This window comes from Ruminococcus difficilis (assembly GCF_016680995.1).
In genome coordinates, this window is record NZ_JAEQMG010000145.1 from 40,183 (window position 1) to 63,854 (window position 23,672).

Below are 23,672 nucleotides of genomic sequence, written 5' to 3' on the forward strand. Positions count from 1 at the left end.
CATATCACCTCCTTTTGGGCATCAAAAAACCGCCCTCATAGAGAACGGTCAAATCACGATATAGAAACAGCCACTTATACAAAGAGTACAAGTGGCTGAAAGCTTGGTTATTTGGCAGGCGTGGCGTACTCCTGCATCTCTCGGAATTACTTCCTGTCATACCATCGGCGTGTGGATGCCACGAAATTGTCCACCTCAAATAACCTATTCTTATTGTACTTATATTTTAGCACATTTATTCAGCTTTGTAAAGTATTTTCTTAGTCCTCAGGTATCTGTTATAACGTTTTTCCGATACTTTAAGAAATGTAATAACAGAGTTTTTGTATTCTTTAGGATCATCGCTGGTATGAAGTCGCAAAATGACCTGGTACCGTTTATCGTTATCCTCAATATGTTTTAATACAAAAGCGGTATTTGGCTTGTTAGCTTCAAGAATATAATCAGGTTTACTAATGATCTCAGCAATATACTGATAATACTGTTCATAATCATTAGGGTGTTTTTCCTTAATATGCGCGATCTGTGTATCTGTGATAATAACTTCATCAGTTGTTATATCGTCCGTTATACACTTGTAAATATCCTTGTCGAGTTTTCCAATATGTTTCACTGATATATTAACTCCGCTGTTTGATAATTTGGCTATCGTTTTTATCATTATACCACTTTTAATTGCTTTTGCAAGCTGTTTTTCGTGATAAGACTGCCATTTTTCGGTATATTCCGCCCACTGCTCTGCGCGGCTGCGGTACATCTTTTTGTTATCAGGATCAAGGGCATATTTTGAGAGGCGTTTGTTCATCTTCTCCATGCGCTTGCCGTATGTCGCCTTCTGCTCGGCGCGCTCGATCTCAGTAAGATCTTCCTGCGCTTTCTTCGGCAGTACTTCCTGATCGGGCGAGGTGCTGATCCCCTCGATATACAGGGATGAGCTGTCCTTACAGCGCGGATGGAACAGCCCCGACTTCATGGCGTCACTGAGCAGAGGGTATTTACCGCCGTGATCAGAAGGCTTGCCGCCGGCATAGACGTCATCGATGAACACCATCCCGACAAAATCCGCGCATCGGCCGCACGCGCCGTGACGACGATTGATGATGACGGTGGTGATTCCCCACTCCTGCATCTTCATGCCCTCGCCGCGCAGATAGGCGCGCTTGTTGGCGGTACGGATCGCCATCTCGGCGTAATCGTGCAGCGTATGCCGCGCGCCGTTGCTGTATTCCACACACTGCAGACCGGCGCTGAGCATGTCCTTTGTCGCCATATCGACCGCCTGCTCGTAGGTAGCGGCGCCGGAATTCATAAAGGTCTGGGCGCTGAATATTGCTTTTCGATAAGCGTCATTGGAACGGCGAAGGACGGCGAATTCGGCACGGCCGAGATCGTCGGTCGTTGATCTGACCAGGGCGTTCATCTTACGCTCATTGAGCTTAAAGAACGACGCCTGCATCGCGGAAGAAGGTCGGCTCGGGGTAAAGCCCTTTTGGATCGCCTTGAGGATCTTCTGCTCCTGCCGATAGCCTGCGTCGTCGGCGGTGTTTCTCAGCATCTCGCCGACCCGGTCGTTCAACTCGGCGAACTCTGTGGAAAACTTCTCCTTGTTATTGCGGCGGTACTCTTCCAGCGCCTCGAGCTGTTTTGCCTGCCACTGTTCCCAGTTATAGCCCTCGACGGTCTCCTCCGCGCGGTGATGCTTGAAATTCCGCATCATGGAATCGATCAGGTAGTTCTCGATCCGCTCAAACGCACGGGAAAGATCATACTCTTCCGACATCAGACGTCACCGTCGAGATTGGCGGCAGGCGGATCGCCCATCGTGACGATTCCCTGCTCCTCCTTGATACGGCGGACTTCCTGTTCCTTCCATTCGTCGTCCTTACTGTCGCCGTACAGCTCTTCGACAGCCGCCTCGGTGGACATGATACCGCCTGTCTTTCCTTTGGAAACAGTCTCGACCTGGCTTTCAAAGCTCGGGTTCGCGTACTCGCCGAAGTTGACCTTGACCGTCGGCTTCTCGACATTCTGTTCATGCCAGATCTGACCGGCACACACGGCGGCGATCACCAGTTCGGGCAGAACGTCATTGAGCAATTCAATAATATTTCCGCGGGTATAGAGCGTCGCCTTCTCTTTCTCACGCTGGGCGTCGGCATTATCAAGCTTCTTGACGTCGATGCCGAGGGTCGACGGACTGATGATGCCCTGCAGCGCAAGATCAAGCGCGGTGATATAGGTCGAGAGGTAGCTCTCGTGCTGGATCTGCGCCTGACCGGTCGTGATCTTGCTGTTGCTGTTCTCGGACATATCCTGCGCCACTTCGATAAAGCGGTTATCAAAGGAATTCGGCTTGAGCAGCTTGCCGTTATCGGGATCACGAGGGATCAGATTCTCAGGAATGTACTCCTTTGTCCGCCCCGCTCTGAGCGCGTCCATCCACTGGCTCCATGCTTCATCCAGCGCGTCAAAGGCGTCGGACTTTCCCTCGTACAGGCTCTCGCCCCTTCCCTCGTAGCTCTCCGATTCACCGTAGATGACCGGTACCGCCAGCATCACACTCTTATCAAAGCCGACGCCCTGCCCGTCGACCCATTTGGTCTGAGGGATGAAGCCGGTAGGGATTGGCTCGTCGTTATCGTTATACAGCTCATAGAGAATATAGCCGTAGCCGTACCGCTCCTTGAAGGTGTATTTTCTGTTGTTATGGGTGTAGGTCGCCAAGAATACGGTCTCGGTGATCCTGCCGCGGCTGCGAACGAACTCCACATTCTCGCCTGACACATACTCGATGATTGGCACATCGCCGCTGAGCGTCCGGTCAAAGCTCACCTTGAAGGCGCCGTCGCCGACGATCAGAATCTTCTTGAGGAATCTTTTCAACAGCTTCTTGAATTTGTTATCCTCTGCGATCTTCTCCCACTGCTCTGCGGCGGTCGGCTCGGTGATCTCCAGACCGTTGTAGTCGTGCAGGATGATATTGCCGATCGTCTTGATAATCAGCTTCGGGATACCGGTGTGGAGCTTGTGGATCTCCATTCCCTTCGTCGACGACGCCTTCCAGAACAGCGTCGGGCTGACGTCGAGCTGCCTGTAAAAATCAGACAGCTCCCAGCTGTCGCCGCGATACCACAGCTTATTGCGCGCGATATTACCGTAGAAATCCAGCCGTTGCTGCAGCACGATCTGCTGATTGGCGGCAGGCTCGATATGTAAAAAGTTCCTGATTTTGTTTCTCAAAAAATCACCCAGTTTCATTCTTCTCACTTCCGATTTTGTTAACATATGGGATCCACGCGTATTGTGACGAGTTGATAAAATGATCGTTTCTGTCCTCGGGTTCGTTATCCTTGTCCTCTTTCCATGAGTAACGATTCAGCTCTCCGATCGTTTCGGTGCAGTGATCGAGGATAAAATAGCACTGTCTCTTGAACCATCCGCTCTGCAGCTTGATGCGGTCGACGATCTTCAATTGCTTCCATGCCGGATTAAACAGATAGATACTGCCGTGATTGCGCACATATTTGGAGAACTCCTTCAATGTTGCCTGATCGGCATTATCAATGAAGGTGTTACGGGCAAAGCCCCACTCTTCTCGATTGCGCTCCAAAAAGTCGATGAAGTTCACGACGGTATCGGACGGTGCGATCGTCAAGTGTAATTCCGCGTTATCGTATACCTTTTCATCGAGCTGGATCCACTTGCCGCGATTGGTGCAGCCGTGGAACGTCATCGCGATCGTGTCCTTGGTCTTGTCGCTGTACGCGGTATCCAGACCGGCAGAAAACAGAATAAACTGTTCCTCGCCTTTCTTGGCTGTCAGGAACTGCCGCGCCCATTCCGCTGATCTGACGTGCAGCTTGTAATCAAAGTTGTTGAACACGAGTCCGGTCGCCCTGCCGCGCAGACCCTGCACCTTATTCTTATAGATCTTCGTGCCCTTTGGCGTGTTGCTCAAAACGCGGTCGAGCTCGGACTTTTTCAGACCGAGATTGTCCTTGAAGGTAAAGAACCAATGCACCCAACCGTCCTTCAGCTCCTCGGTCAGATCGTCGAGAATCTCCGTCGGCGTATCATCAGACCAACGGTAAAGCGGTCGGGCATGGTTGATATATTCGTGATACACCGGCAAATTCGGATCGTCCGGGTTGAGCGTTGCCATCATATAGTCGGCGCGCATGCTCGCCTCACGGATAAACTCAATATTTGCAGTGTTGATCTCGTCGATATACAGACAGCCGTACTGTCCTCCCAGTGCCTTCTTCCACTTCGTCTTGTCGCCGTAGCCCATAACGTATACGGTCTTGGTAACACCTGGAGCGGGTGTGAAGACGATATGCGGGATCTTATCGGCGCTGGTACCGTTGCCGTTGTACCTGACCAGAGATCCGAAATCATCAAGGATCCCGAGATCCTTCTGAATGATATTCTTCTCAGCAGTACCGGTGTCATTGGCGGCGATGATATGCAGCTTCTTCGGCGACTGCGCGACCTTCAACATAAACTTGAAGATGCCGACGGTCGTCTTGCCTGCCATCGTCGTGCCCTCAAGAAATTCGACAGGCGCCTGACAACGGAGAAAGTCTTTGTATTTCTTAGATAGGATCAGCTTATTCGGCACTGTCCTCGCCCTTCAACTGATCTAATACGCCGGCGAGAGTTGCCATATCGGTTTTGACGCTGCCATCCAGCTCGACCTTGTCTTTGAATAGACCGAACCGTTTTCCGAGAAGCTCAGCAGCCTTGATTCTATCCTTTTCCGACGGCGCCTTTTTCACGCGTGTCGGCCTCGAACATCCATCACCGATGAATTCGTTGACCAGCTCCTCGCTCTCGCTCTCACCGCGCATGACAGAGGTCAGATATTCGATGATCTCCTGCGCGTCGGCACTGCGCTCATTATGGAGCTGCTCGATGCGCTCCTTGATTGCCTGCTGAATGTAAGGTTTTGTCAAGTTTTCCGCACCGATAGCTCGGGCGGTATCCTTAGAATATCCGGCTCTGATCGCCGCCTGAGTGGCGTTCAGATCGATCAGGTATTCATCCACAAATCTCTTTTGTTTTTCTGTCACTCAGGATCACCTCTTTATACAAAAGCAAAACAGCCGCCTTGCAGAGCGACTGTTTTGTGAAAGGAAATCAAATCAACACGTTATACACACGTTTTGTAAGTATAATGATATCATACGGAAAAGTAACTTTGTAACCAATTTACCATTCGTATTTATAGCAGCGCTTCTTGATGCTCGCAACGGTGTCAAGTCTGCCGTCGGTGATCTGTGCGATTCTTCGCCAGGAATAGCGCCGCACGAGAAAGAGATAGATACAATTCTCTTCGTCGATATCCTTTGACAACCGCCTCAGGCTCTCATCACGTAAAGCGATCAGGCGCTTCAATTCCTGCTCGGTCTCATCGATCTCGGCGATACAGCTGCCGATCTTATCGGACATCTGACCGCTGCCGGGCATTCCCGTCAATGCAGGTGTCACATTAAGAGCGTCGGCTTTCAAGCGTTCCAGCTTGCGGCTAAGTGCCGCGATCTTTCTGTCATTCTCTTTGATCTCGCGGATGTTCAACGGCGCTTCACTTCCTTGATGATCTCCGGGTTATCCGTGATGACCTGGAACAATCCTTTTGAGATCTGCTCCACCAGCTTTTCTTCGTCGGCCGCGCTGACGATGTTCGGGCAATAGTTTTCGAAGATACCGTGCATCAGCTCGTGTAAGAATACAACGGATTGATAGTCTTCGGTGCCTTCACGCACGACTTTGATCTTCTGTTCAAAGAAACTGTGTGTCCCGTCGACAACACTGCCACCATTGACAAATGATCTCTCCTCACGCTCGACCGTATAAACACAGCCGGCAATTTTAACGGTATCGGGAATATGTATCTGTATCAATGCTTTTTCCTCACTTTCTGCGAAAGGTTGTATTCCGCTTTTCTTTGACGATTTTGACGACGGCGTAAACGACAAGAGCGATAAACTCGCCCAGCACCGTCGCGATCACGCCGAGCCAAAACGGCGGTATAGTAAAGGTCATTCGATCACCTCCCTGTAAATCTGCCAAAGGCTCTCTTTTTGTTCTTTTTCTTTATCCTGCGATTCTTACCGAACTGTGCTAAATGAGCAACCCGACGAGAAAACCGCTTATTGAAGTATTTGTACTCCACACCGTAAATCTTCTTGTGTTCGGATTTCGGCAGAACAATCGAAGGGATCGTGATAGATTGACTCGCATGCAGGCGATCGATGAATCCGTCAAAATCTTCGTCGTCCTCAAAAAAGAACTCAATAGTAGGAATTCCGTCGACAAGTTCAATCGGCTGATCAATACTGCCAATGAAAAGTTTAGATAACAGATTATTCTCAACCGGCATTATCTTCCTCTTTCTGCTTGTATTTATTCAGCCATTGAGTGAATGAGCTATAACATTTCGGGCATAAATCATAAAAATAATTAATCAGGTTTTTATGCTCGACGATATAACTCGGTACCAAAGATTTCTCCTTATACAGCTCGCCGCAGCGGTCACATTCTTTTGCGTTTGCCATTGTTATCACTCCAATACTTTAGATTTTCCACAGTTCTGTTTATACACGGCTCAACGCATTTCAAAATCCCTGTAACCAGATTCTCAATACTTTCAGGCGTGACGCCATATTGAGCGCAGTTCATTGCAAGCGTTTGTTTCTGCTCGTCAGGCAAATTACAAATTGCTTCGTGAACAGACTCTTTTGTGATGTTTATCATATTCACTCCTCCGCTTCTATAACAGTCGGTCTTGATTTGACAATTCTTCTGAACATTCTTTGTATGTATTCGTCTCCTTTGAGTTCTTTGTTGATGTATTCAATCAAACTGTCGGCGTCTATTAATCTGCCGTGAGGTGTGGGAATTTCGGATGCACGATATACACAGCAAGAATATTTCCATGCTTCGCTATCAAAAGTAAGAAAAGACATCCTGAGAATTCCGTCGTCTGTTGATCTATCGAGTGTAAGATGTCGGTGCTTATAATCGTCGTTCGGTATGCTCATACCGTTAATCAGTAGGCTCATTGTTTGTTCTCCTGTTCCAGTTTTTTATAGTGTATTTATCGCCAAGATCTATAACATATCTTGTTCTTACTCCGCAATTAATGCACTGCACAAATGTTCCGATTGTTATTGTGTTTGGAACGGTAGTTTTGCAAAACTCAGCTTTGCCACCACAAAACGGACACGGTTTAAGTTTTGTCATTACTCAGCCTCCTGTTCTCAGTTGTAAAATATCATTTGACAACTGATGCTTACTCACTTAATGCATTTTTTGCAACAACTGATTATTAAATCTCAACACTCTCAAAATCTGCGCCAAAATTAATTAATCTATTTGTAGCCGCAACAGCAGTTCCGCAGAACTGTTGTTTGCCATCGCATGAATGTATTTCAATAAAAACCTCACCACATCGACAATCTACAAAAGCGACTCCCTTTTTCGTTTTGATAGTAAAACTGTGCAAGTCTGGTTTTCCTTCGTTTTTTAAACATTTAATTATTAATCTGAAAATTTTATCGTTGTTTTCTGTCATTCTTCCACCTCCTGATTGTAATACTCAATCCAACAATCATGGCAAAAGTCTGTGTTCGGATTTTTTGGTTTCCAAAGGCATTTGTTTCCACCAATCGTGCGTCCATCAGGACACATTCTTAGTCTGTGTTTGACAAACTCCTCAACCGTCATGTTTTTGATTTTCTCGTAATTTGTCATCATTCTCCCTCCCTCGTATACCGATCAACCGTCATCCCGTTCGACAAATGCTCTCGATAATGCACCTCGTCGCCGTCCCGACCGACTTCTTCAACTACTGACCAGCTGATTGGTTCGGTCGGTTCGGGAGTGTGATTGGAAGCGCAGGCGGATAGCGAGATCATGACGATCAGAGCGAGGAGCAAGCAAATCAGGCGTTTCATGGCTTATCCTCCAACAGTTCGGGGTTATCGTGGATGTTGCCGATGATCTCTAAACATTTTTCGGACGTTTTGCAAAGAAGCCATTTATCAAAATAGAATGCTCCGTGATAATAAAATACTTCGCCAACACGGAATCGCCTCCAAATTCGTTTCTCTCCATCTCTGTCAGGGTATAAACCAGTAACCTTTACAATATCCCCCTCAAAGATTTTCTTGCCGTTAGCGGTCAAGCCTGTGTACTGTCCGATGGTGGATGGGTCAACTTCATAATCGGAATAATTATCAAATCCGCTATCTTCGGTTCTGATTACAACAACATCTTTGTTCTTATAGTAACGACGATGGATAATATCTCCATATGCCCACTCTCTGGCACCTTTTTCTGCATAGTCAATGCTTTTATCGTTAACATAATCGTCAATCCGCTTTCCGCGGAAAAGTATTTCTCTCATTTGTTATTCTCCTGCTCTATCTGAAACATCTTGTTTCGTGTCTATCTCATCGCGGGTCAAATACGGTGCGTTTGCTTTGACGTATTCTTCCATCTGACTTCTGGCGGTAAAGGAGTGCGGCAGCCGGCTGACATGCTCAAGGTCGCCTATTTTGTTCCGCTTATATACGTCGATGCCGTATCCTTTTACCTGTCGAACCAGAAACACATCGCTTTCTCTCCATTCGACAAAACCGACCCAAACGCTCGGCAAAAGCTCAAAATCCCTGTCGCTTTCGCGCCCGATCTGCAGCAGTGCCATTACAACGACGCCTACCAAACCGCCGAGCATAAATCCTGATAAAACCAATATAATCGTCATGTTCCCATGTCCTTTCTACGCAAAGTGTACGTTTCTTTGTATTCGCCGACTTAATCCGGGCTCATTGAGGAGCATCTCGAGCAGGTCAAGCGCGGTGATCAGAGCGGCGTCGGAAGTATCGGCAAGATTCAGCTGGCGGCTCAGCTCAGCGGAACGGAGCAAATCCGCCTGCAGCTTCTCCGCATACTCGACACGCTGATTGCGTTTCTTACACGCCTCCCGGTACTCCTCACGGTATTCTTCCTGTTTCATCTCACATAGCTCCTTTGACCAACCGTTGTGACGGTTCTTGTATCCGAGCTTAGAAAGCTTGGAAAAGTAGCGGTATTCCTCCGGCGGAAAATCGTCATAATCAAGCTGCCCGTCGATCGCCTGCTCTTCCATTTGGAAAAACGCCGATCCATCGTTAAAAAGATATATTTGTTTTCGCTTCATAATCCTCCTGATGACGGGTCTGACGAGTTTGACCACTTTTTCAAATACCTTTCTATATATTTGTTTCTTTTTTTCTTATACGAAAGGTTAGAAAAACCCGTAAACCCGTCAAACCTGTCATATTAATATTGCGCTACCAATGACAGACCGGTGTAATGCCAGCCGCTCACGGTGTGTACTTTTGTGAATCTCTTTGATAGTTCAACGCCGAACTTGGTGTTCGACATGTGATATTCATTATTGCTCTCTGCCCACTCTGAATAGGCGGCATAGAGCGTTTTTGCCGCTACGGAGCCGCTTTCGTTGCAGCAGTCATTGATAAACGCTGAGATCACGTCCATCTCGCGGCGGTACTCTCTCACACTCTCGAGTACGGCGCGTGGCATCTTCAAGCCCTCCTTCTGCCACAGCATGCAGCCGTCGACGATCCACTTAAAGATAGCGGTCATCTCCGCTTTGAGCTTATACGGCAGGTTTTTATCGATCTTGTCATCGTCGACCGCTACCGTGAAGGGGATCATATGGATGCGGCGCCAGATGCCGGTATCGGTACCGCGGATGATCGGTTTGTGGTTAGTCGCCATCCACAGTTTGAACTCCGGCTTGAACTCAAACTCCTCGCTATACAGCTTGCGTGCGGTGACGGTATCATCGCCGGTGAGCTGCTTGAGTAATCCTTCATTGATGCGGACGCCCTCATTCGGCTCCACACTGGTGACCAGACGCGCACCCTTGAGCCGGGCGATATCGCTGTTGATCGCCGAGCCTGCGTTATTGCGCACCATGATCGTCTCGGGCTGGATATTGGCGGCATAATCACCGAAGACGTCGCGGACGACGTCAAGGAAAGTGCTCTTGCCGTTCTTACCGGTACCGTACAGAAAAAAGGCGCACTGCTCGGCGGTGGATCCCGTGAGGCTGTATCCGAGCGCCTTCTGAATGTAACGGATCAGATCTTTGTCTCCGTTGAAGGTTTCGTTGAGAAAATTGATCCAGCGCGGACAGTCGGCGGCGGAGCTGATATCCACCGAGGTGATCTTGGTAAAATATTTCTCCGGGTCATGCTCGCTGAGATCTCCCGTTCTCAGATCGATGATACCGCTGGGCGTATTCAGCGCCATGCGGTACTTGTCCATCTGCGCCGGCAGGATCGGAACATGATGCTGCACCTCGCTGAGCATTGCCTTCTTGCTCTTGTTTGATCGACTGGTTTTCATATGCTTTTGAAAATCCTTCTGCATGTCGGTGCCTTCATCGGCGTCCGTCTGGGCGTAGGCCTTCAACTCCGCCGCCATCGCTTCTACCGCGCGATCCGCCATGCGCTCGGCGGCGCCGATGATATCAACACACCACTTCTGCGTATTGTAGTAGTACCACTTCTTCTCCGTATAGCAGTAGCGGATCTCACCGCCGAACAGGTCGACAAAGCGCTCCGCATTGCCCATATCATCAAAGGAATAGAGCTTGATACGCGGATCCTCATCGGTTTGACCTCCGTCGCCGATCGTCAGAGAATAATCATCCTCCTTTGAGGAAGGCGAATAACATGTGCGCGTGTCGGCGATGGCGCGGGCGATGGTGATCGCGCCGTAGGTGGTGCCCTTCTGCTTACGATCCCACTTCTCGCGCATCAGTCCCGACGATCGGAAGAGCGCGTCCATCTTCTCGGCGTCACAGCCGCACCAGAACGCGAGCATATTGCAGAACGCGAGATCCGCTTCACTGTGCGAGCCGTATGCGGAGAGATCGCCCTCATACAACGCACGGAAGGCGCCGCCGTTCTTTGCGTTCATCGCTGCTGAAAGGATATCGTTGACGGTTGCGAGCGAATAGACAGGATGACGCACGGGCGCCGCGGATGGTTCTCGCCCCGCGCCGATATACTTGGCATGAAGAGGCTTTATGCTCTCGGTGCAGTCAGCGATATTCATGTACTCGGAGCAGTAATCGCCCGTCATGACGAAGAACCGTCCGGAGTCGTACATCTCAAAGCCGCCGAAGGAGTGTTTTTTCTTTCTGCCGCCCTTCGGCAGCTTGCCGCGACAGATGATATGGATACCGGTACCCGACTGAGAGTATTCGGTATAGCTCTGTAAGGTGTTAACAAATTCGGAGATGATACCGTTTTCTCCGTTTCGGTACCGCTCCAGCTCCTCGGGCATATCGTCGATATCCACACCGAAGCAACCCGAGCCGCTGAACATAAAGCCGAGACCGGTATATTGCGATGAAGCCGCAAGCGCTGTATCAAAATCCGCCCATGTATCGGGGTTATTTGACATAGCAAAGCCGCCCGTTCGCGGATTGACGGGCTTTTTGCTGATACCGCTGTGGGAGCGCTCATCGGGCTCTGCGATCCAGCATACCCAGTTGGGGAGCTTCTTCAGCTCCCCGGGAATAGCGTTATAATTCATGTACCCCACACCTTAGAACGGGAGATCGTCGTCGTCGCCCGCTGCTTGAGCTGCCGCCGCCTGTGTTGCCGGTGTATCGGCATAGGTCGTCTGCTGCGCCGCGGGAGCAAAGCCGTCGGGGTTGACGTCTGGCTTCTTCTTCATTACGTGCTTGACCTCAGGATAGTCGGTCGGATTGAACCAGGCGATCGCCTCACGTTTGTTGCCGTTGTACTCGTCATGTACAACGTGTGCGCGGACAGGCTTACCGATCAGCTCCTGCAGGAAGTCGGAAAGGCTCTCGTAATTTTTTCCGTTGGGTAGGCCTGCCGCCTTGCCAAGCGCCATAACCTGTCCGAAGCCGTAACCGTTGACCTGCAGATCGGCGGCAGTCGGCTCTTTGCGCTTCCAAAGTGTATGGAAAAGATATCCGTTCTGATATGACTGATCAACATCGTTTCGGATAACGAGATTCAGATTCAAATGGAGCTTGCCTCCTTTGCTCTGCTTTTCCTCTGCTTTGACGATCAGCACTTCGTAATCGCCCTCGGGCTTGAGACCGCCCTGTGATGCTTTTGAATAATCATTAGTAAATCCCATAGTTAATTCCTTTCTTTTGTAATAAGTTGAACCGCGTCTTTCACGCTGCGGCAGATACCCGCTACAGCGCCGTATTCGCGCATTTTGTTGATGAAATTTCTTTGCTGTTTCGTCGGTCTGCCTGTCGGCGTCTTGACCTCGATAAAGACAGCTTTGCCGTCAGAGATTCTCACACCGGACAAATCGGAATACCCCTCCGGGAGACCCTCGATTTTGCGAATGTTTATCAGAATATTTTGTTTGTATATCTTTGAATAGATGACCTTACCCTGCCAGAAATCTCCGGCATTGGTTCGGAAAAGAACACAATCGGGTGTATTCAACCTGATTTCGTTCTGGATACGGTGTTCCTCTGTCAAGCGATCATTCCTCTCAATCGAGCCTGATAATACGCCCAGCCGGGTTTATAGCCGCGGCGTTTGGCATAGCTGAGCAGTTCATCGTAGGTGTGGCAATCATCGGGCGTATCGAAATCGAGCTTGAAGCCCTCGATCCGTATCAGCTCCGCATCCTCATCGGAGGTCAGCTTTCGCGTTCGCTTGGGAAGCGGAGCGCCGCAATGCGGGCAGCATCCGTTCTCGGCGTTTTCTCGCGCGAAGGTAAAGAAGCACTCCGGACACATGACGACGCTCTCGCTGTTTTCTTTCTCAGTTTGGATCCGTTTATGCTCCTTTTTGGCGAGCGTCCACTCACGATCGTCGTCGGGCATACCGTGCCGGGCGTAGTTGCCCACATGGTCGATAATGATCGCGCGCTTATCCTTGCGATACCGCATACAGCGCATGCTTTGTTGGATGTACAGTGTCAGACTGTGGGTCGGGCGCAGCAGGATTGAGCACTCACAATCAGGAACGTCGAAGCCTTCGGATATCAGATCGACGTTGCAAAGGATCGTGATCTCACCCTTGCGGAAAGCGCTGATGATACGGTCACGCTCGTTTTTTGGAGTATCACCATCGATGTGCTTGGCGCGGATACCGGCGTCACAGAACGCCGCGGCGGTCGCCTTGCTGTGTTTGATCGAAGCACAGTAGCAGATCGCCTTCTTCTCGTTTGCGAGCTTGCGATAATAGGCGATCACATCACCGAACACCTTATTCTGAATCATCGCCTTGTCGATATCAGACTGCACATACTCGCCGCGGCGCGTATGCAGACCGGTCAGATCCGCTACCGACGGCGCATAATAGTCATACGGCGCGAGGAACCCGTTTGCGATCAACCACTTGGTCGACTTGCCGATAATCAGTTTGTCATTAACGTCACCGAGGCCGTCACCGTTGAGCCGAACGGGCGTAGCGGTCACTCCCACACGCGGAACATCGGAAAAATGCTCATAGATACGCTTATAAGAGGTCGCCAGACTGTGGTGATTCTCGTCGGTGATGATCAACGCCGGCTTCGGTATCTTTTTCAGTCGCCGGGTGATTGTCTGTACCATGCCGACGAAGCAAAGATCCATCAGCACACCCCATCGGGCAAAGGTCGCCGTGATCTGATCGACCAGCTCCTTGCGGTGAACGAGAAACAGCACACGCTTACCGTTGAAGGTTGTCCGACGGGCGATCTCGGCGACGATACAGGATTTACCGCCGCCGCACCCGAGGACGATACACGGAGCGCGATACCCTTCGTGCCATGCGCTCCGCACATCCTCAACCAGATCATTCTGATACGGACGAAGCGGCATTGTTCACAGCCTCCTTGCGTCTGCGGTTCTCAGCCGATGCGCACGGCATACAAAGCTGTCTGCCGTAGTTCTTGATCGTGCCGGTGACGATCTGATCGACCGAGCGTTTTCCGTCACTCATAATGACCTTGCCGCAGTCGGCGCAGCGCGGCAGCTCTACACCACTGTTCAGCCAGTCGCCGAGCTGTTTGCCGAGCTCCGCGTCGATAACGCCCGACCAACGATCGAGGAAGGTGGTGTCCTTTGATAATGTCGCGTTGTGCTGTCGGTCTATCTGGAACACGATGTCGAACTCATACTCGGTATTGTCGCGCTGGACGGGAGCCAGTCCGATCTTGACGGGCTTCATCCTGCCGCGGTCGTCCTCTTCCATCGCGTAAGCCATCTTGGCACGCATCGTCGTGATCGTGTGACATTCAACGGACAGGATGGTATTGACCAGACTGTTCTGGATCTTGCCGGCTTCACTCCACGCGGTATAGCTGTTTTTATCGTTCCTTGAGGCGATCTTATCCTTGATATCCAGCACGCCGCCTTCGTTGTCCCACGCGTGAGAGAAGCTGTCGATGATCACGCAGCCGTCCTCTCCTACCGACTGCGCCGCCGAGGTGACATAATCGATATAGCGCTCGGGGCTGTAAGGCGGATCAAGCCTCTGATACAGGAACTTGCCGATTCCGTACTCCTTGCGCTCGGCATAGAATCTGGCGCGGCCGTGCTCGGTGTCGATGATGGCGACCTTGTTCCAGTCGCCGGTCAGGCCGTAGGCGAGCAGCAGTGACGACAGGGTCTTGCCCGAGCCGCTCGGTCCGGTGACCGCGATGCGCGCCTTTGACTTCGCGCGCGATGCGGGTTCAAATACGATACTCATGTTTTCCTCCTTATTTGATGATCAGGCTCTCTGTGCGGTCAAGATGGACATACGGCAAAGATTCACCGGCCTGGATCAGCCTTTTTGTTTCTGCTTTTTTAATGTCGGGCAGCTTGACCTTCAGGAGCATATTTGCATTCTCCTGCGCCCATCGGATGAATCCAAGTTCATCATCGACGATAACGCTCTCCGGATTTTTACGGATTGTCAGACGTGCGCGAGGCATATCGATCTTCTTGACGCCGATCGCGTTCATAGATTTGATCAGGTGCTTTTTGAGCCTGTCGGCACGCTGTTCGATAACCATTCGACGTGCTTTCAGCGTCTTTTCTTCATCGTGCATCGCCGCGGCTTCGATATAGAGTGATTTCAAATAAACTGCGATGTTTTCAGCTTTATCGTTGAACTCAGCTTCCAAGCCGACCAGCGTGTCAAACCACGCTGAGCGCAATTTTTCACGGAACGCTTCGAGATCCTCGATGATTTCGCCGTTACCGTCAATATACCGCCCGAATTCATCTGTATCGGGAATGTAATTATCAATTTCATCGAAACGGTCAAATAGTTCGTTGAATTGTTCAGTCATTTGATATAGTTCCATAGGCGCCTCACATATCCCGGTTGGCGTTTGAAAACGAGCTGATCAACGCGCTGATCTTGCCGCGGAAGAATTCCAGATGATCAGGCGATTGCGCCGCAAAGGCGATCATTCGATAAAACGCATCATAGGCGGCGGAGTAGTACGCCTTGAATACCTGTTTATCATCCTGCTGCGCAGGCTGGGCAGCTTGACGGAGCTTTTCCTCATATTCCGCCTTCTGCGCATCGAGCTGCTTCTGCATTTCGATACGGTTCTTCTCATGAAGTTGGCGGATGTCGCGCAGGTGTTCCTCCTGCAGCTGATCGACTTGCTTTTCTGAGGTACGCTCCAGATTCTTGATGGTCTCCTTAAGCTGGCGGACGTCATCGGAAGGCTCGGCGGCGGCAACGTCGATCGGACGGGAGCGGAGCTCCTTGATCTCGTTGCGGAGCTCAATATTTTGATCGTCGATATCTTTCAGCGTACCCTTTATCTTGCGGATCTCATGATCACGATCATCGAGATCCTCCTCGAGGTGTTCTTTATCGATGTTGAGCTTGTCATTAATGACCTTTAGCTTTTTGATCTCCGCCTCCAACTCCTTGACGGTCATGTCGCTGACGTCGTTCGCGGCGGTGATCTTTTGCTGATCAGCCTCCGAGAGTGTGGATAAGAGATAGAGCTTTGAAACTCCAAAATGTTTCGACGTCGAAACATTTTCGGGACTTATATTTTCTATAATAGAAATATATTTATGAGCATTTGTGCGGGTCATGCCAAATTCGGTTCCGCAATAATCCTCAAAATTTTGATAACCCAGCTCCTTATAGAGCTTGCCGTCGCGCATCTCCTTGAGCCCGTTGCACATATCCCACAGATTGGTTTGCACCAGCTGAGCGGATACCATGATCCGATTGTGCAGATCAAGCGCTTTGGCGTGCTGAGCGGTGATTTCGTTTGTCATGTATTACCTCCTGTAAGTATTGTTCATAATGCTTTTCGAATGTCTTTATCTTCGATGGCTTCGGATTGCCGGCACGGTTATTCGCATAACCATAGCACTGCTTAATCTTACCTGTTTTATCGATTTCCATTGTGTAATACGGAATATCCGGCTGATCGACTTGACGCAGAAACAGGATAGTGACCTGTCCCTTTGCGTGACGTTCGGCGTATCCGCCGACACAATGCTTCAGCGCGGAACCTTCGTCAGCGATCTCTTGGATACTCTTCGGCTGTCGGACGATCAGACCTCGGTATGTGAATTCGAGGCGGCTACGCTCCTCATAGTGTTTTTGAAAAGCTTCACATAGTTCTTTTGTTTCTTCTGCTTTGATCAGCGACGTCAATCGAGCGTGCATTACGAAGAAATCTCGCGGCATATTGATTGCCGTATCGTAAAGATCGTATCCAAGCTGAATACATTGATCGAGATAGTCATTATAGAGTCGGTGATCGATATTATTCTCGCTGAGATAGCGTGTCAAACGAAGAATCGACAGACCGGTCGCTTCCGCGTGTTTTTTTGCAGATTGATATGCCGAACCATAAGCATATGCAATATTGATCAGATCCTCCGGTTTAGCTTTCGGGAATACCTCACGGTATTTAAGGTAAGACAGATACGCGTTCTCCCTGCCTTGCAGCAGCTTGAATTCAGTTCGATTCAAATGAAGCATTTTCAACAAATTGTTGGTTTTGAGATCAACGTGCTCATCAACTCCGACATACTCGGCGTTATCCCAATAACTGTATCTGTACTGCTGCTCAACAATCAGATGATCATATCCTGTTTTCTCAAGATACTCAATATTTGGATGTCGAACGAAGAATCGCATATATTGCATCGGAAACAGACGGTGACAATGAATTGAGCAATAGCGCATATCGGATTCTTTTAGCGCATTTGCGTTGAGAATACAGTAGGAATTATCAAAAGAATATGGATATGCCGGATCGGCAAAGCGCGGCTCTCTGAACTTTGTCGCAGGACGCCATCTATCGGTCCATGTATCGTATATATACCTCACGCAGCCGTCCTTGGCGAACACATACCGCTGACGTTCGATGAGTCTGCCCTCGATCGGACAATCTGTCTTCCGGCTGTATCGGTGAAAGCAACGCACAAAAAGCTCATGACCATTGGTAAGGAACACACAGAAATTCGCATATCCTTGTCCGTCACGCATTTGAGTCTCACATTTCGCCGGCACCGGCGGGAACGCGTACATCAGCGCTTCTTTTCGTTCTTTCCTCATAGCCGATCACCAGTCCATCAGATCCATCAGACTGTCCATGCCGACCTCGATCTGCTGCGGTTTTGCAGAGACGTCGTTCAGCACACCGTCTCCGACGTCGATCAGCATCTTAAAGGTTACGGTTGCGCCGGCAAAATAAAACTGCACCGCGCGCTTGTAGGCTTCGAGATCGGAGATCCCGGTCGTAACGCCCTTCGCCACTGCCTTCATGCAATCCTCGAGGGTCTTGTCCGACTGGCAGATCGCCTGTGCGAATTCGGCGTTCTGTTCACAGAAACAGCACAGGGCATTGAGGACGTCGCTGTGCATGATCCGACCGTGACGGTCATAGTTGACTGCGCGATCCTCTTTTTGCAAGCGCTCGATCGCCGCCGCGATGATTTGAGCCCCAGACATATTGACAATGTTGATCGGCTCGGCTATAATAGATTTAGAAGATTTTTTCTTTGCCGCTGTGGAGTTGCCGCTCCCGGCGGTTTTTTTCTTTTTTACTCATGGTTTTCTCCTTTCATGTCGTATTCTTCCTCAGTGGTTTCCTCCGGCTGGTCAAACAGCACCGAAATAAAATCTTTGACGTTTCTCCGGATAAAACCGAAGAGCAGTAACAGAATAACGGCGCCGCCGATCGCGGGCAGGATGTACTGCTGGATCATTCGATCTCAACTCCTTTCATGAATTCTTCACAAGAGATGTGGAACACGTTCAGTAGTTTGAGAAAAGCAGGCAGCTGCGGTAAGCTCGTGTTACTCTCCCATGCGCATATAGTGCTTTGACTGCAATTCAAAGATTGGGCGAGCTCCTCGCGCGTCATAAACTTTTTATACAGCCGAATCTCTTTGATCCTCTCTCCTATTGTCACCGGTCGCACCTCCCGTCATTTTCTTGTAGCGATCGCTTTGGCGCGATCCGGGGCGGATATTGCTCCGGGCAGGCTTGTCCGCTTTCAAGCTGAGATCTGTCTCGAACTTATTGAGCCTGTCCTCAAATCCGTCGACCTTATTCAGCGCGTCGCTGACCCGCCGCCACATGTGATAATCGGCGCGCTCCTTCTTCATCTCGGCTCTGATGATCCACACGATGCTGATCGCAACGATCACATAGAACAGCAGCGCAGGGGCGATCTGCTTATAAAACAGTGCTGTATCGCCCGCCATCGTCGCCGCGATGCTGACCAGAAACGGCGGGATCAGCTTAGCGGGGTTCGGGATATACTCTTCGGGTGCGGTATCATGCTGTTTGTTTTCGTTCATTTTGACACTCCTTTTCAAGATATTCGGGATTTGCCGTATAGAATCGGCTCATGGTCTCCCCTATGTTTTTGAGCATTTTCCGCTCATATCGCTCTTGTTCTTCTTCTGAGATGAGCCGGGTGACTTTTCCTTCGCTGTCGATCAAAAGACAGGGGATCCGCTTTCCGTTATCTTCTATACAGACCCTTGCGGACCATTTGTCGCTCTTGCTCATCAAAACCACCTCTTTTCATCATATGCCGTCACGGCTTGGTCTTTTTCCTCCGACGTTAAGTGAACACGCTGCCTGTCCTGCTTGCTGTATATGTAGGATTGGTAAAACAAATTCTTTATAGGAAGGTAAACACATGAATGTTAGGTTTGGCGATCAACTGTCGATACACGGGAAATACCGACAATGACAGACAGCGCGCTCGCTTAACGCCGGAGAATGATATTGATTATTTCGTTTCAGAATGAATCAAGGTTTTCTTTCTGAATCGATTCTGTCGACGTTTCATGAGCGTCATTAAGATATCCAAAAACTTGGGTTGATGTTCTTTGACGACGGCCTTTCTCTGAAGAGTATTCATTGTAGCCGCACGCTTCTCATAACTCCGACGGCTACGGCGACGATGATTATTTGCGCTACTCATTGTTTCACCTTCTTTCTTAATTTGCGCAAGTCGCATTTATGCGACAAACTGACTAAAAAATATAGCTTGAGCTTCTCCAGCGTCAAGCGACAGAACTTTTGCGATCTTATCTGCCTGCCCTATTGTAAACTCATCACCGCCGTTGTTGAGCTTTCGATACATTGTGCTTTTATCGATTCCGATGGCGTCAGCGAGCTTTTCGGGCGTCAATCGCTTCTCTTTGATCTTTCCTTTGAGTTTATCAACGTTTGTCATTTTATCACCTCCTCAAAAGTCGCATTTATGCGATATCTTAATATTAACACTCTATTCCTTAAATGTCAATATTAAATTCGCATTTTTGCAAATATTTTTCGTATATTTAAAAATAATAGTTGCATTTTTGCAAAGTATATGATAACATAATAGTAATCAGAAATAAAAGTGAGTGATACATATGACAATCGGCGACCGTATCAAAGAGCTGCGCAAAGAAAAAGGTATCTCTGTTGATAAATTGGCTGAAATCATTGGCAAAGACAGAGCCACGATATACCGCTACGAAAGTAATGATATCGAAAAAATGCCCACCAGCGTACTGGTACCGTTAGCTACTGCTTTAGGTACTACTCCGGCTCACCTGATGGGCTGGGATGACACTCCCCCAACGACGGAGGACACGATCGTCAAGCTAATCAAGGCTCAGTATCATCTGAATGAACAGGATGTAAAGTTCGTGATGGACTACATCAAGCTGGCGCCCAAGGAGCGCGAGGCGCTCCGTACAGCGATCGAGGCGATCAAAAAAATAAAGGACGCTGATTAGCGTCCCCATTGTCCGTTCTGATGGTGTTGATACACCGCGTCGATCAGATTCAGCATATCCTTCAGGACTGTTTCATCCTCGACCTTATCCAGTATTGAGTTGATTTGTTCGATCATTGATTCTTTATTCATTCATATATCTCCCTTCATTCGTTTAACTTATATTATCTATTGTAGAACATTTGTTCTGTTTTGTAAAGTCTTTTTTTATTTTTTCTTTGGAGGTTTACTATGTATTGTCCTAAATGCGGTCAACAACAGCCCGACGACTCAAAGTTTTGCGGCAACTGCGGCGCAAATCTGCAAGAAGTGAAACAGGAGCCCAATCCCACACCGGCTCCTGCAGCAGAGATTCAGAATCCGGCTCCGCAACCTGTTCAGCAGCCGATCCAGCAGCCGACACAAACCAAACCTAAACAGCCATGGTATAAAAAGTGGTGGATATGGGTCATTGTGGGTGTTCTGGTAGTAGGCGGCATCGGAGGCGCCTTTGCCGAAAAGACTGACGGAACTAAGAAGAGCGGTGGATCCACTTCGAGCGCTTCATCAAGCGCGTCCTCCGTCGCTGAGAAAGAGAAGGCTACCGAGGCAAAGGAAGAAAAGACAGAGGCTCCGGAGCCTGCTACCGAGGATCCCGAAGTAGTGAAAAAGGAATTCATCGACAGCTGCGAGACGGTCGATTACAGCACGCTGGCTCGTAACCCCGACAACTACAAAGGCAATCATCTCAAATATACCGGTCAGGTGATCCAGGTCCTTGAATCTAAATCCATATTTAACAAATCGACCACGCTCAGAGTCAATGTTACTGCCGAAGATAATGAATTCGCAGAAGGCGGCAAGCTCTGGAAAGACACCATCATCTGCGCTGTGACGATTCCCGACGGCGGTGATAGGATCCTGGAGAACGACATTATTGATCTGTACGGTGTGTGCGAAGGTCTGTATACTTACGAGACTGTGCTCGGGAATAATGAATCGGTACCGAGAGTTGATATTGAGTATTATACGATCCACGAGAAATAAACAACAAGTGAAATTTCACTTCTAATTTTATTTGTCAACTATACTTTCAATTTCATTTGATAAAAATGTAAACTATACTTTCAACTAAATAGAAAAACCGCCCTACCCTGCTGGAACAGGATAGAGCGGGCGTCACACACGAGGGTGTAACAGCATGGTCGCCAAACCATATCAATATTCTAACATACCCTTGTGAATTTTGCAATACAAATTACAGGGGTATTTTTATACCCTTTTTGAGGTGTAGCATGAATATTGAATTTAAAACCGCCGCGGCATATATCCGCGTCAGTACCGACAATCAGACGGAGCTCTCCCCCGACAGCCAGATCAAGGAGATCCGCAAGTACGCCAAACAGCACGGATACATCGTACCGAACGAGTTCATCTTCCGCGACGACGGTATCAGCGGCCGCAAAGCCGAGAAGCGCCCGGACTTCATCCGCATGATCGCCATCGCAAAGCAAAAGCCGGCGCCGTTCTCCGCGGTGTTGCTGTGGAAGTTCAGCCGCTTTGCCCGTAATCAGGAAGAAAGTATCTTCTATAAGGGTATGCTTGCGAAAAACAATATTGACGTCAAGTCGATCTCGGAGCCGATCATCGACGGACCGTTCGGCAGTCTGATCGAGCGCATCATTGAGTGGTTCGATGAATTCTACAGTATCAACTTATCCGGAGAGGTCAAACGCGGCATGACTGAGAGAGTTGAACGCGGCGGCGCCGTATCGATCCCCGCCTTTGGCTATAATATCGTCGATAAAAAATATGTGATCAACCTGGACACCGCCCCGATCGTGCGCCAAATCTACGCCGATTATCTGAATGGTATGGGTGCCTTGCAGATTGCTCACAAGCTCAACGACATGGGGATCCGCACCACCCGCGGCAATCTGTGGGAAAATCGCACCGTCGATTATGTGCTGCGTAATCCGGTATATATCGGGAAGATTCGCTGGAACCCGAACGGCAGAACGCGCCGCAACTATGATGATCCCAATATTATGATCGTTGACGGTCAGCATGAGCCGATCATAGACGAGGACAGCTTCAATAAGGTACAGGCAGTGTATGAGGTGAATCAAAAGAAACACGCCCGATATGCCCACGCAAATGGCAAGAAGTACATGTATATGCTCCACGGTCTGGTCAAATGTTCCGATTGCGGCGCGAGCTTGTCGATGTCGGCGCGAGGTCAGGGCCTGCAGTGTATCCGCTATACAAAGGGCCAGTGCAAATCCTCGCACTATATTTCGATCAAGAGACTCAACGAAATGGTGATCAGTACGATCGATACCTTCTTTCAGTCGGGGATGTTCAATGTCGTTGTAAAGGACACGCAGTCCACATCCCCCGCCGTTGAGATAGACGTCGACGCGCTGATCGAGAAGGAAGTACAGAAATACGACCGCATCAAAGAGGCTTTTGAGGCGGGGATATATACGGTCGAGGAGTTGCGCAAGAGTCGCGATTTGATTGATCAAAGAATCAATGCTCTGCGCGCTCAGAAAAAGCCACAGCCTGACGTCAAAGTCCTGCGCAGGAAAATCATCAACGAAAACAAAAACGCAATACAGACGCTCCGAGACCCATCTGTGAGTGAAGAAGAAAAGAACGCTCTGTTACATGGTTTCGTTGACCGTATTATCTTCGACCGCGCAACCACATCGATCGACGTTATTTTTTATATTTAATCATTATCTGTTTTTGGGATATGGTGGCCCCGACGGCGAGCTCGGCGCGTCGATCCGCTATCTGTCACAGCGGTTTGCGATGCCGCTGCCCGAACTGAAAGCGACGTTGACCGACATCGGCACCGAAGTCCCTCCTTGCTGTAAAATTTTTTGATTTTGCTCAAAAACCTCGATTTCAGCCTTGCCTTTGAGGATTTTTGCCTGCCATTTTTCGGGGATGAGCTTTAAGTGAACGTCGATCGTCCTGTCCTTGTGAACATAGATCTTGTCTATGATATTGCGGTAGAAGATGTCGTCCCACTCCTCCCCTACACTCAGCGCGTTGATGTACTCCGTGATCGCAGCGATGATCTGCGTCTTGTCGGCGATCATATCACGATTTGCCTTTTCCTTGCTGAGTTTGCCCAGCAGCTCGGCATGTTCTGCGTTCAGCCGCTCGCAGGCTTTCTTGTACTCTGATGTCTCAATATCACCCGAAAGGCACATGTCGAGAAGCTTTTCTTTTTTCGCTTCGACCTTGCCGATCTCGTTCTCAAAGTATTCCACGTTGTTCTTATCGGCGCAGACGCGCAGCACCTCGTCGACCGTACCGAGAACCGCGTCAAGCAATTCTTCTCTGTTGCCCATCACATCGCTGATGATGTGCTTGAGGATCAGCTTGATATCGGT

At 49.3% G+C, this 23,672-nt stretch carries 35 protein-coding genes and 1 pseudogene; 4 read left to right on the top strand and 32 right to left on the bottom strand.

Going from position 1 to position 23,672, the window contains the following annotated elements; translation table 11 throughout:
* Window positions 1–235: 235 nt before the first annotated feature.
* The 31 genes from JKK62_RS13550 to JKK62_RS13700 form a co-directional block, all read right to left on the bottom strand.
* Entirely contained in the window at window positions 236–1,780 is a 1,545-nt protein-coding gene (locus JKK62_RS13550; protein ID WP_243411856.1) for a phage minor capsid protein, read from the bottom strand.
* Window positions 1,780–3,258 (bottom strand): phage portal protein, encoded by a 1,479-nt coding sequence (locus JKK62_RS13555; protein WP_243411857.1) that lies wholly within the window; start codon window positions 3,256–3,258, stop codon window positions 1,780–1,782. Before JKK62_RS13555 ends, JKK62_RS13550 begins: the two co-directional genes overlap by 1 nt.
* On the bottom strand, window positions 3,245–4,621 hold the full coding sequence (locus tag JKK62_RS13560; RefSeq protein WP_201428349.1) for a terminase: 1,377 nt from the start codon (window positions 4,619–4,621) through the stop codon (window positions 3,245–3,247). Before JKK62_RS13560 ends, JKK62_RS13555 begins: the two co-directional genes overlap by 14 nt.
* A complete protein-coding gene (locus JKK62_RS13565; protein ID WP_201428350.1) occupies window positions 4,611–5,072 on the bottom strand; it encodes a terminase small subunit in 462 nt (153 codons plus the stop codon). Before JKK62_RS13565 ends, JKK62_RS13560 begins: the two co-directional genes overlap by 11 nt.
* A gap of 139 nt (window positions 5,073–5,211) precedes the next feature.
* The gene (locus JKK62_RS13570) at window positions 5,212–5,577 is read right to left on the bottom strand and encodes a hypothetical protein (RefSeq protein WP_201428351.1); all 366 of its coding nucleotides are present in this window, start codon (window positions 5,575–5,577) and stop codon (window positions 5,212–5,214) included.
* Window positions 5,574–5,903 (bottom strand): hypothetical protein, encoded by a 330-nt coding sequence (locus JKK62_RS13575; protein ID WP_201428352.1) that lies wholly within the window; start codon window positions 5,901–5,903, stop codon window positions 5,574–5,576. Before JKK62_RS13575 ends, JKK62_RS13570 begins: the two co-directional genes overlap by 4 nt.
* Window positions 5,904–5,913: 10 nt before the next feature.
* Entirely contained in the window at window positions 5,914–6,045 is a 132-nt protein-coding gene (locus JKK62_RS17840; RefSeq protein ID WP_279380636.1) for a hypothetical protein, read from the bottom strand.
* A gap of 4 nt (window positions 6,046–6,049) precedes the next feature.
* Entirely contained in the window at window positions 6,050–6,382 is a 333-nt protein-coding gene (locus JKK62_RS13580; RefSeq protein ID WP_201428353.1) for a hypothetical protein, read from the bottom strand.
* On the bottom strand, window positions 6,372–6,557 hold the full coding sequence (locus JKK62_RS13585; protein WP_201428354.1) for a hypothetical protein: 186 nt from the start codon (window positions 6,555–6,557) through the stop codon (window positions 6,372–6,374). Before JKK62_RS13585 ends, JKK62_RS13580 begins: the two co-directional genes overlap by 11 nt.
* Window positions 6,535–6,756, bottom strand: coding sequence for a hypothetical protein (locus JKK62_RS13590; protein WP_201428355.1), 222 nt, complete (start codon window positions 6,754–6,756; stop codon window positions 6,535–6,537). The genes JKK62_RS13585 and JKK62_RS13590 overlap by 23 nt, the downstream gene beginning before the upstream one ends.
* A gap of 2 nt (window positions 6,757–6,758) precedes the next feature.
* Window positions 6,759–7,064, bottom strand: coding sequence for a hypothetical protein (locus JKK62_RS13595; RefSeq protein WP_201428356.1), 306 nt, complete (start codon window positions 7,062–7,064; stop codon window positions 6,759–6,761).
* Window positions 7,048–7,245, bottom strand: a complete 198-nt coding sequence (locus tag JKK62_RS13600; RefSeq protein ID WP_201428357.1) for a Lar family restriction alleviation protein — start codon at window positions 7,243–7,245, stop codon at window positions 7,048–7,050. Before JKK62_RS13600 ends, JKK62_RS13595 begins: the two co-directional genes overlap by 17 nt.
* Before the next feature lie 85 nt (window positions 7,246–7,330).
* Entirely contained in the window at window positions 7,331–7,576 is a 246-nt protein-coding gene (locus JKK62_RS13605) for a hypothetical protein (protein ID WP_201428358.1), read from the bottom strand.
* A gap of 178 nt (window positions 7,577–7,754) precedes the next feature.
* Window positions 7,755–7,958, bottom strand: a complete 204-nt coding sequence (locus JKK62_RS13615) for a hypothetical protein (protein WP_201428360.1) — start codon at window positions 7,956–7,958, stop codon at window positions 7,755–7,757.
* Complete coding sequence (locus tag JKK62_RS13620) at window positions 7,955–8,410, bottom strand: YopX family protein (RefSeq protein WP_201428361.1); 456 nt, start codon at window positions 8,408–8,410, stop codon at window positions 7,955–7,957. Before JKK62_RS13620 ends, JKK62_RS13615 begins: the two co-directional genes overlap by 4 nt.
* Window positions 8,411–8,413: 3 nt before the next feature.
* Window positions 8,414–8,770, bottom strand: coding sequence for a DUF3789 domain-containing protein (locus JKK62_RS13625; RefSeq protein ID WP_201428362.1), 357 nt, complete (start codon window positions 8,768–8,770; stop codon window positions 8,414–8,416).
* Between the two features lie 15 nt (window positions 8,771–8,785).
* On the bottom strand, window positions 8,786–9,205 hold the full coding sequence (locus JKK62_RS13630) for a hypothetical protein (RefSeq protein WP_201428363.1): 420 nt from the start codon (window positions 9,203–9,205) through the stop codon (window positions 8,786–8,788).
* A 122-nt stretch (window positions 9,206–9,327) separates the two neighbouring features.
* A complete protein-coding gene (locus JKK62_RS13635) occupies window positions 9,328–11,619 on the bottom strand; it encodes a phage/plasmid primase, P4 family (RefSeq protein ID WP_201428364.1) in 2,292 nt (763 codons plus the stop codon).
* A 12-nt stretch (window positions 11,620–11,631) separates the two neighbouring features.
* Window positions 11,632–12,198, bottom strand: a complete 567-nt coding sequence (locus JKK62_RS13640; protein WP_201428365.1) for a DUF669 domain-containing protein — start codon at window positions 12,196–12,198, stop codon at window positions 11,632–11,634.
* Between the two features lie 2 nt (window positions 12,199–12,200).
* A complete protein-coding gene (locus JKK62_RS13645) occupies window positions 12,201–12,557 on the bottom strand; it encodes a VRR-NUC domain-containing protein (protein ID WP_201428366.1) in 357 nt (118 codons plus the stop codon).
* The gene (locus tag JKK62_RS13650) at window positions 12,554–13,888 is read right to left on the bottom strand and encodes a DEAD/DEAH box helicase (protein WP_201428367.1); all 1,335 of its coding nucleotides are present in this window, start codon (window positions 13,886–13,888) and stop codon (window positions 12,554–12,556) included. The genes JKK62_RS13645 and JKK62_RS13650 overlap by 4 nt, the downstream gene beginning before the upstream one ends.
* Window positions 13,863–14,759, bottom strand: a complete 897-nt coding sequence (locus JKK62_RS13655; RefSeq protein WP_201428368.1) for an AAA family ATPase — start codon at window positions 14,757–14,759, stop codon at window positions 13,863–13,865. Before JKK62_RS13655 ends, JKK62_RS13650 begins: the two co-directional genes overlap by 26 nt.
* Before the next feature lie 10 nt (window positions 14,760–14,769).
* Window positions 14,770–15,360 (bottom strand): siphovirus Gp157 family protein, encoded by a 591-nt coding sequence (locus tag JKK62_RS13660; RefSeq protein ID WP_201428369.1) that lies wholly within the window; start codon window positions 15,358–15,360, stop codon window positions 14,770–14,772.
* A 7-nt stretch (window positions 15,361–15,367) separates the two neighbouring features.
* The gene (locus tag JKK62_RS13665) at window positions 15,368–16,303 is read right to left on the bottom strand and encodes a hypothetical protein (RefSeq protein WP_201428370.1); all 936 of its coding nucleotides are present in this window, start codon (window positions 16,301–16,303) and stop codon (window positions 15,368–15,370) included.
* Complete coding sequence (locus JKK62_RS13670; protein WP_201428371.1) at window positions 16,263–17,390, bottom strand: PcfJ domain-containing protein; 1,128 nt, start codon at window positions 17,388–17,390, stop codon at window positions 16,263–16,265. The genes JKK62_RS13665 and JKK62_RS13670 overlap by 41 nt, the downstream gene beginning before the upstream one ends.
* 213 nt (window positions 17,391–17,603) lie before the next feature.
* Entirely contained in the window at window positions 17,604–17,993 is a 390-nt protein-coding gene (locus JKK62_RS13675) for a hypothetical protein (RefSeq protein WP_201428372.1), read from the bottom strand.
* A gap of 92 nt (window positions 17,994–18,085) precedes the next feature.
* The gene (locus JKK62_RS13680) at window positions 18,086–18,250 is read right to left on the bottom strand and encodes a GlsB/YeaQ/YmgE family stress response membrane protein (RefSeq protein WP_201428373.1); all 165 of its coding nucleotides are present in this window, start codon (window positions 18,248–18,250) and stop codon (window positions 18,086–18,088) included.
* Window positions 18,247–18,408 carry a helix-turn-helix domain-containing protein gene (locus tag JKK62_RS18000; RefSeq protein ID WP_201428374.1) on the bottom strand — a complete coding sequence of 54 codons (162 nt, stop codon included), beginning with the start codon at window positions 18,406–18,408 and terminating at the stop codon, window positions 18,247–18,249. Before JKK62_RS18000 ends, JKK62_RS13680 begins: the two co-directional genes overlap by 4 nt.
* Before the next feature lie 7 nt (window positions 18,409–18,415).
* Window positions 18,416–18,847: a hypothetical protein gene (locus tag JKK62_RS13690; RefSeq protein WP_201428375.1), complete on the bottom strand. Its 432-nt coding sequence runs from the start codon at window positions 18,845–18,847 to the stop codon at window positions 18,416–18,418.
* On the bottom strand, window positions 18,825–19,061 hold the full coding sequence (locus tag JKK62_RS13695; protein WP_201428376.1) for a hypothetical protein: 237 nt from the start codon (window positions 19,059–19,061) through the stop codon (window positions 18,825–18,827). Before JKK62_RS13695 ends, JKK62_RS13690 begins: the two co-directional genes overlap by 23 nt.
* A gap of 457 nt (window positions 19,062–19,518) precedes the next feature.
* Window positions 19,519–19,737 carry a helix-turn-helix domain-containing protein gene (locus JKK62_RS13700; protein WP_201428377.1) on the bottom strand — a complete coding sequence of 73 codons (219 nt, stop codon included), beginning with the start codon at window positions 19,735–19,737 and terminating at the stop codon, window positions 19,519–19,521.
* A 181-nt stretch (window positions 19,738–19,918) separates the two neighbouring features.
* Between JKK62_RS13700 and JKK62_RS13705 the strand changes: the two genes are divergently transcribed.
* Complete coding sequence (locus JKK62_RS13705; RefSeq protein ID WP_201428378.1) at window positions 19,919–20,287, top strand: helix-turn-helix domain-containing protein; 369 nt, start codon at window positions 19,919–19,921, stop codon at window positions 20,285–20,287.
* On the opposite strand, the gene JKK62_RS17845 is transcribed toward JKK62_RS13705, so the two are convergent.
* Window positions 20,284–20,418 (bottom strand): hypothetical protein, encoded by a 135-nt coding sequence (locus JKK62_RS17845; RefSeq protein ID WP_279380637.1) that lies wholly within the window; start codon window positions 20,416–20,418, stop codon window positions 20,284–20,286. The genes JKK62_RS13705 and JKK62_RS17845 overlap by 4 nt on opposite strands.
* A 99-nt stretch (window positions 20,419–20,517) precedes the next feature.
* Here JKK62_RS17845 and JKK62_RS13710 point away from each other — a divergent pair, with 99 nt between their 5' ends.
* The 3 genes and pseudogenes from JKK62_RS13710 to JKK62_RS17590 form a co-directional block, all read left to right on the top strand.
* On the top strand, window positions 20,518–21,312 hold the full coding sequence (locus JKK62_RS13710; RefSeq protein ID WP_201428379.1) for a zinc ribbon domain-containing protein: 795 nt from the start codon (window positions 20,518–20,520) through the stop codon (window positions 21,310–21,312).
* Window positions 21,313–21,560: 248 nt separating this feature from the next.
* On the top strand, window positions 21,561–23,003 hold the full coding sequence (locus JKK62_RS13715; protein ID WP_201428380.1) for a recombinase family protein: 1,443 nt from the start codon (window positions 21,561–21,563) through the stop codon (window positions 23,001–23,003).
* Window positions 22,996–23,130 (top strand): annotated as a pseudogene (locus JKK62_RS17590) (manganese catalase family protein); the annotation flags it as partial. The gene JKK62_RS13715 and the pseudogene JKK62_RS17590, both read left to right, overlap by 8 nt.
* Between the last annotated feature and the right edge of the window lie 542 nt (window positions 23,131–23,672).